This window comes from Phenylobacterium conjunctum, from assembly GCF_042679085.1.
Taxonomy (GTDB): Bacteria; Pseudomonadota; Alphaproteobacteria; order Caulobacterales; family Caulobacteraceae; genus Phenylobacterium; species Phenylobacterium conjunctum.
The window spans coordinates 20,517-27,363 of record NZ_JBHTLQ010000046.1 but is presented as its reverse complement, the minus strand read 5'-3'; the positions used below and the strand labels follow the sequence as shown (position 1 = coordinate 27,363).

General features: G+C 68.8%; 8 protein-coding genes and 1 pseudogene. All 9 read left to right on the top strand.

Annotation, left to right across the window (positions count from 1 at the left end):
- Positions 1 to 213: pseudogene (locus tag ACFQ27_RS16530) on the top strand (hypothetical protein); the annotation flags it as partial.
- An 87-nt stretch (positions 214 to 300) separates the two neighbouring features.
- Positions 301 to 927, top strand: a complete 627-nt coding sequence (locus ACFQ27_RS16525) for a TetR/AcrR family transcriptional regulator (protein WP_374343156.1) — start codon at positions 301 to 303, stop codon at positions 925 to 927.
- On the top strand, positions 927 to 1,973 hold the full coding sequence (locus tag ACFQ27_RS16520; protein ID WP_377354382.1) for an alpha/beta hydrolase: 1,047 nt from the start codon (positions 927 to 929) through the stop codon (positions 1,971 to 1,973). The genes ACFQ27_RS16525 and ACFQ27_RS16520 overlap by 1 nt, the downstream gene beginning before the upstream one ends.
- Positions 1,973 to 2,953: an NADPH:quinone oxidoreductase family protein gene (locus tag ACFQ27_RS16515; RefSeq protein ID WP_377354381.1), complete on the top strand. Its 981-nt coding sequence runs from the start codon at positions 1,973 to 1,975 to the stop codon at positions 2,951 to 2,953. Before ACFQ27_RS16520 ends, ACFQ27_RS16515 begins: the two co-directional genes overlap by 1 nt.
- A 58-nt stretch (positions 2,954 to 3,011) precedes the next feature.
- Positions 3,012 to 3,761 carry a type I methionyl aminopeptidase gene (gene map, locus ACFQ27_RS16510; RefSeq protein WP_374343162.1) on the top strand — a complete coding sequence of 250 codons (750 nt, stop codon included), beginning with the start codon at positions 3,012 to 3,014 and terminating at the stop codon, positions 3,759 to 3,761.
- A gap of 64 nt (positions 3,762 to 3,825) precedes the next feature.
- On the top strand, positions 3,826 to 3,960 hold the full coding sequence (gene rpmH / locus ACFQ27_RS16505; protein ID WP_374343164.1) for a 50S ribosomal protein L34: 135 nt from the start codon (positions 3,826 to 3,828) through the stop codon (positions 3,958 to 3,960).
- Positions 3,961 to 3,985: 25 nt separating this feature from the next.
- A complete protein-coding gene (locus tag ACFQ27_RS16500; RefSeq protein ID WP_374343166.1) occupies positions 3,986 to 4,384 on the top strand; it encodes a ribonuclease P protein component in 399 nt (132 codons plus the stop codon).
- An 11-nt stretch (positions 4,385 to 4,395) separates the two neighbouring features.
- Entirely contained in the window at positions 4,396 to 6,171 is a 1,776-nt protein-coding gene (gene yidC, locus ACFQ27_RS16495) for a membrane protein insertase YidC (RefSeq protein WP_377354379.1), read from the top strand.
- Positions 6,168 to 6,821 carry a ribosome biogenesis GTP-binding protein YihA/YsxC gene (gene yihA / locus ACFQ27_RS16490; protein ID WP_374343170.1) on the top strand — a complete coding sequence of 218 codons (654 nt, stop codon included), beginning with the start codon at positions 6,168 to 6,170 and terminating at the stop codon, positions 6,819 to 6,821. Before yidC ends, yihA begins: the two co-directional genes overlap by 4 nt.
- Positions 6,822 to 6,847: the final 26 nt, after the last annotated feature.

Below are 6,847 nucleotides of genomic sequence, written 5' to 3'. Positions count from 1 at the left end.
GAGGTGGCCGCCGGCGCGCTGGCCGCCGCACGGGCCATGTCGACGCCGGTGTCCGAACCCCGGTCCGCCCCGGCCCAGTGCCGGCAGGCCTGCGCCCAGGAGTACTATTTCTGCCTGGCCGGCGACGGAACCGACGACTGCGCGCCGCATTGGGGACAGTGCCGCGCCCGCTGCGACGCGCCGGGTCGCTTGGCGAGCAATTCGCCCGGCTAGACCTCCTGACACGCTAGCTTGCTTGGCGCCGACGGCGACGCGCCGCTAGAATGACACGCGTCACTTTTTTCATGCGTTCAGGTATAGATGTCCGAAGCCATTCTTCTCTCCCCCGTCGGCAAGCGCGAGCAGACCAAGGTCCAGAACCGTCAGGCGATCCTGGACGCCGCCCGCGAGGTGTTCGGGGAGTTGGGCTACGACAACACCACGGTGCGCGACATCATCCGGCGCACCGGCCTGGCCGCCGGCACCTTCTATAATTACTACCGCTCCAAGGAGGAGGTCGCGACCGCCCTCTCGGACGACGGCGCCCGCCGGTTCGCGCCGATCCTGAAGTCCATCCGGGCCCAGGCCAAGGGCTGGGACGATTTCGTCCGCAGCGCCATCCTGGCCTATTACGAATTCCTGGCCGACGAGCACGAGAGCTGGCTGGCCAAGCGGCCGCCGGAAGAGACCCAGCCCCACGTCTATGGCGAGACGCCGGAGATGGCCGCGGTGTTCCGCGAGGTGCGCGACGCCATCGTCGAGCGGATCACCACCGGCGACCGCCCGCCCGCCGACCCCGACTACCTGGCCGCCGCCTGCATCGGCGTGGCCCGCGAGGTGGGCGAGCACATGCTGGCCAAGCGGCCCATCGAGACCAAGGCCGCCGCCGCCTTCGCCACCGCCATGATCCTGACCGGCCTCAAGGGCCTGTCCGAAGGCGCGGCCTGATGGCCAGCCTGGGCGTCCAGCGGTTCATCCTCCGCACCCTTCTGTCCCTGCCCACCCCGGTCCTGCGGCTGATGTCCGGCGGCGGCGTGGTCTATCAGGGCGGCCGCACCCTGGATCCGAAGATCCAGTTCCTGGCCGCCGGCGCGGCGCGCAGCCCCTCCATGACCACCCTGGCGCCCGAGGCGGCGCGCCGGTCCAGCGCCCAGGGCATGGCCGCCATGACCGCGCCGCTTGAGGCCGGCGTCCGGGTCGAGCCCCTGACGATCCCGGGCCCGGCCGGCGATATCCCGGCGCGGGTCTATCGGCCCGCCAGCCAGGACGCGACCATGCCGGTCATGGTCTTCGCCCACTTCGGCGGCGGGGTGATCGGCGACCTCGACACCTGCGAGGCCTTCTGCGGAATCCTGGCCAAGATCGTCCGCTGCGCGGTGGTCTCAGTGGACTATCGCCTGGCGCCCGAGCACCGGTTCCCCGCCGGTCTGGAGGATGTGCTGGCCGCCTTCCGCTGGACCCGCGACAATGCCGAGCGCTTTGGCGGCCCCCCCGGCCAGGCGGCCATCGGCGGCGATTCCATGGGCGGCAACTTCGCCGCCATCGTCTGCCAGGAGCTGAAGCGCAAGGGCGAGGCCCAGCCAGTCCTGCAGCTCTTGGTCTATCCCTGCACGGACGTCGCCAGCGAAACCCCGTCCATGACCACCTATGGCGAGGCCTTTCCCCTGTCGCGACCGATCATGGAATGGTTCATGGGGCACTATATGGGCCCCGGCGACGACCCCGCCGATCCGCGCCTGTCGCCCCTGCGCGAGCCGGACCTGACCGGCCTGGCCCCCGCGGTCGTGATCACCGCCGGCTTCGATCCCCTGGTCGACCAGGGCGAGGCCTACGCCCGGCGCTTGCGTGACGCTGGGTCGCCCACCGTCTATCGCTGCTACGATTCCCTGGCGCATGGGTTCACCGCCTTCACCGGCGCGGTCACCTGCGCCGACGTGGCCTGCCGCGAGATCGCGGGTCTGGTCCGGGAAGGGCTGGAGGGACGGATTCGCTGATGCGTGCGCTTGTGGTCGAAAAGCTGGCGGCGGAGTACGCCGGCTGCGTGGTCAAGGACATCCCGACGCCGGAGCCCAAGGCCGGCGAGGTGCTGGTCAGGGTCCGCGCCGGGGCCGTGAACTTCCCCGACCTGATGCAGACCCGCGGCGAGCACCAGCATAAGCCCGAAGTACCCTTCATCCCCGGCATGGAACTGGCCGGCGAGGTCGTCGCCCTCGGCGAGGGCGTGACCCAGTGGAAGATCGGTGATGAGGTGGCGGGCGGCATGCGCGGCGCCTTCGCCGAATACGCCGCGGTCCCGGCCGCCGCCCTGCACCGCAAGCCCGCCGCCCTGAGCTTTGGCCAGGCGGCCGGCTATCCCGTGGCCTACCTGACCGCCTATGTCGCCCTGGTGCGCCGCGCCCAGGTCCAGCCCGGCGAATGGGTGCTGGTGCACGGCGCAGCCGGCGGCGTGGGCCTGGCCTGTGTCGACATGGCCAAGCTGCTGGGCTGCAAGGTCATCGCGGCCTCGGCCTCGGACGACAAGCTGGCGATCATCAGCCGCGAATACGCCCCCGACGCCGTGGTCAATGTCAGCCACGGCTTCAAGGACAAGGTGAAGGAGATCACCGGCGGCCGTGGGGCCGATGTGATCTATGACCCCGTCGGCGGCGACGTGTTCGACGAGAGCGTCCGCTGCATCGCCTTTGACGGCCGCATCCTGTCCATCGGCTTCACCTCGGGGCGCCTGCCGGTGCTGCCGGTCAACTACGCCCTGATCAAGGGGTTCTCGGTGATGGGCGTGCGGGCCGGCGAGTACGGCCGCCACTTCCCCCAGAAGGGCCTCGAGAACGTCGCCGCGATCTGGAAGATGGCCGAAGAGGGCAAGGTGAAGCCCCGGGTCGACCAGGAGTTCCCCCTGGACGGCTGGCGCGAGGCTTTCGACACCCTGGCCGACCGCAAGGTGGTCGGAAAGACCATCATCCGCCCCGACCTCTAAAGCCGGCTGGCTCTTGGGGCCGCGCACGCCTAGATTCAGGCGCTGCGAAAGGACGCCCATGACCATCGGCAACGAAGACGAGCTTGAGAAGCTGCGCCATGTGGGCGGCGTCGTCGCCCGCACCCTGCAGGCCATGGGCGCGGCGCTGGAGCCCGGCATGACCACCCGCGAACTGGACCAGATCGGCCGGGCCCTGCTGGAGCGCGAGGGCGCCCGCTCGGCGCCGGAGCTGACCTACGGCTTTCCGGGCGCGACCTGCATCTCCATCGGCCCCGACGTGGCCCACGGCATCCCCGACGACCGCAAGGTCAAGGCCGGCGACCTGATCAATATCGATGTCTCGGCCGAGATCGACGGCTTCTTCGGGGATACGGGCGCCAGCTTCGCCGTGCCGCCGGTGACCAAGCGCGTGGAGCGCCTGTGCCGGGACGGCCGCCGGGCCATGTGGAGCGGCATCCGCGCCGTGAAGGCCGGCGGCAAGCTCAACGAGATCGGCCGCGCCATCGAGGGCTTCGCGTCCAAGAACGGCTATTCCCTGATCCGCAACCTGGCCAGCCACGGAGTGGGCGCCTCCCTGCACGAAGACCCGGGCGAGATCCCCACCTGGTACGAGCCGCGGGACAACCGCCGCATCCACGAAGGCCTGGTCTTCACCATCGAGCCCTTCCTGTCCTTGGGCGCTGACTGGGTGGAGGAACTGAGCGACGACGGCTGGACCCTGACGCCCCCCGGCGGCCAGCCGACGGTGCAGTATGAGCACACCCTGGTGGCCACTTCGCGTGGGCCTGTCGTTTTGACTCTGGCTTAGAGGTTGACGGGGCCGGACCTTTCCCCTAATCACGCCGCTCGTTTTCGAGACCGGAGTGAACAACGTGAAGCGGACCTTCCAGCCGTCCCGACTCGTGCGCAAGCGCCGTCACGGCTTCCGCGCGCGGATGGCCACCAAGAATGGCGCCAAGGTCGTCGCGCGCCGTCGCGCCAAGGGCCGCAAGCGCCTGACCGCCTAAGACCGAAAGGTCGCGGGGTGTCCGCATGACGGACGCCAGCTTTCCCATTGAACGCATGCTGACGCGGCCCCAGTTTCTGGCGGCCGCTAAAGCGCTTTCCTGCGCCCGCGGCGCGGTGGTGCTCCAGGCCCGCGACCGGGCCGACGCCGAGCCCATTGTCCGCGTGGGCTTTACAGCCACCAAGAAGATCGGCGGAGCGGTCACCCGCAACCGCGCCAAACGCCGTCTGCGCGAGGCCGCGCGGGTCCTGATACCCGCTCACGGACGGCCCGGATTCGACTATGTGCTGATCGCCCGGGGCGGCGCGCCCACCCGGCCTTGGCCCCGTCTGCTTGACGACGTGAAAAGTGCGCTGATAAGCCTCGCGGCCGAAAGCGAAATTCCGCCCGAGCGCCTGACCGGCGCCCCTTCCCCCAAAGTTTGAGCTGGCGCCTGATGCCCGACAATTCCAACCGCAACACGGTCATCTTCGTCGTGTTGGCCTTCCTGATGCTGATGGCCTACCAGGTCTTCGTCATGGGCCCGCAGGCCAAGCGGCGAGAAGCCGAGCTGAAGGCCCGCCAGGGCGAGCAGGCCCAGGTCGTGCCGGGCGCCAAGGCGCTGGACCAGACCCAGGTCTACCTGCCCCGGGCCAAGGTTGTCGGCCAGAGCCCGCGCCTGCAGATCGACACGCCCTCGGTGTCCGGCTCCCTGTCCCTGCGCGGCGCGCGCATCGATGACCTGTTCCTGAAGGGCTATCGCGAGACGGTGGACCCCAAGTCCCCGGCGGTGGAGCTGCTGCGCCCCGAAGGCGCCAAGTTCGCCTGGTTCGCCGAGTTCGGCTGGACCGGCGCCAACCTGCCCGGCCTGCCCACCCCCGACACCGTCTGGACCCTGGTCGAGGGCCAGGTCCTGTCCCCCGGCAAGCCGGTCGTCCTGCGCTACGACGACGGCCAGGGCCTGATCTTCACGCGCAAGATCGAGGTGGACAACAAGTTCATGTTCACGGTGTCAGACACCGTCGCCAACACCACCGGCGCGGTCCTGAACCTGACCCCCTATGGCTCGATCCAGCGCCAGGGCGTGCCGGTCCAGGCCAATGGCGCCACGGCCCACGAGGGCGCGCTCGGCGTGCTGGACAAGGAGCTGCGGCTCATCAAGTACAAGGCCTGGAAGAAGGACGGCGAGAAGAACTTCTCATCCGACGGCGGCTGGCTCGGCATCACCGACAAGTACTGGCTCGCCGCCATGGTCCCGGACCAGGCCGAGAACGTCCACGCCTCGTTCCGCGTGACCCAGGCCGGCGGCGTCGACATCTATGAAAGCGCCTTTGTCGCCCAGTCGCGCAACGTCGCCCCCGGCCAGTCCCTGACCCATGTCAGCCGCCTGTTCGCCGGCGCCAAGACCGCCCCGGTGCTCAAGGCCTACCAGACCGACCTGAAGATCCCGCGCTTCGTGGACGCGGTGGACTGGGGCACCCTGTACTTCTTCACCAAGCCGATCTTCTGGCTGCTGGAGCAGTTCAACAGCGTCCTGCACAACTTCGGCCTGGCGATCCTGGCCCTCACCGTGCTGGTCAAGCTGGTCTTCTTCTATCCGTACAATCTGAGCTACGCCTCGATGACGAAGATGAAGAAGATCCAGCCGGACGTGGAGGCCCTGCGCACCAAGTACAAGGACGACCCGGCCAAGCAGCAGCAGGAGATGATGGCCCTCTATCAGCGTGAGAAGATCAATCCGCTGATGGGCTGTCTGCCGATGCTGGCGACGATCCCGGTGTTCCTGGCCCTGTTCAAGGTGCTGAACGTCACCATCGAAATGCGCCATGCGCCGTTCTTCGGCTGGATCCAGGACCTGTCGGCGCCGGATCCGACCAGCATCTTCACCCTGTTCGGCCTGATCCCCTGGGATCCGTCCATCGTGCCCTTCGTGGGCAACCTGATCGCCCACCTGGGTGTCTGGCCGCTGGCCTACGGGATCACCACCGCCCTCTCCATGGCCATGAGCCCGCCCGCGCCGGATCCGACCCAGCAGGCGATGATGAAGATGATGCCGATCATCTTCACATTCGTCCTGGCGCCGCTCGCCGTGGGCCTGCTCATCTACTACTCGTGGAGCAACCTGCTCACGATCCTGCAGCAGTACGTCGTTATGCGCCGCCACCAGGTTGAGACCCCCATCGACCGGATGTGGGCCCGCCTGACCGGCAAGAGTCCGGCGACCACCGGGTGAGCGAGACCGACCCCCTCTTCACCGAGGACCAGCTGGATGCGGCGCGGGTGCTGTTCGCCCGCCCCGCCAGCTTCGTCATGGGCTGCGTGTCCATGGACGGCCTGCCGGATACGAGCCTGCCGGAGGTGGCCTTCGCCGGCCGCTCCAACGTGGGCAAGTCCTCGCTGATCAATGCGCTCACCGGCCACAAGCACCTGGCCCGGGCCTCCAATGAGCCGGGCCGCACGCGCGAAGTGAACTTCTTCCTGCTGGACGACCGCCTGCGGCTGGTCGACCTGCCGGGCTATGGCTGGGCCAAGGCGTCCAAGACCGTGGTCAAGAAGTTCCAGAACCTGGGCCGCGACTATCTGCGCGGCCGGCCGAACCTGAAGCGCGCCTATCTGCTGATCGACGCCCGCCACGGCCTGAAGGACGTGGACAAGGCGCCGATGGACACCTTCGACCTGGCCGCGGTGTCCTACCAGGTGATCCTGACCAAGGCCGACAAGCTGAAGCCGTCCGAGGTCGAGGCCGTCCGCGCCCGCACCGAGGCCGCCATCGCCAAGCGCCCCGCCGCCTTCCCGCGCGTCCTGGCCACCTCCTCTGAGAAGGGGCTGGGCCTGGCCGAGCTGCGGGCCGAGATCATGCACGCCTGCGAGATCACCCTCTAGGCGGACGGTCCGGTCGGGGGGCTGGC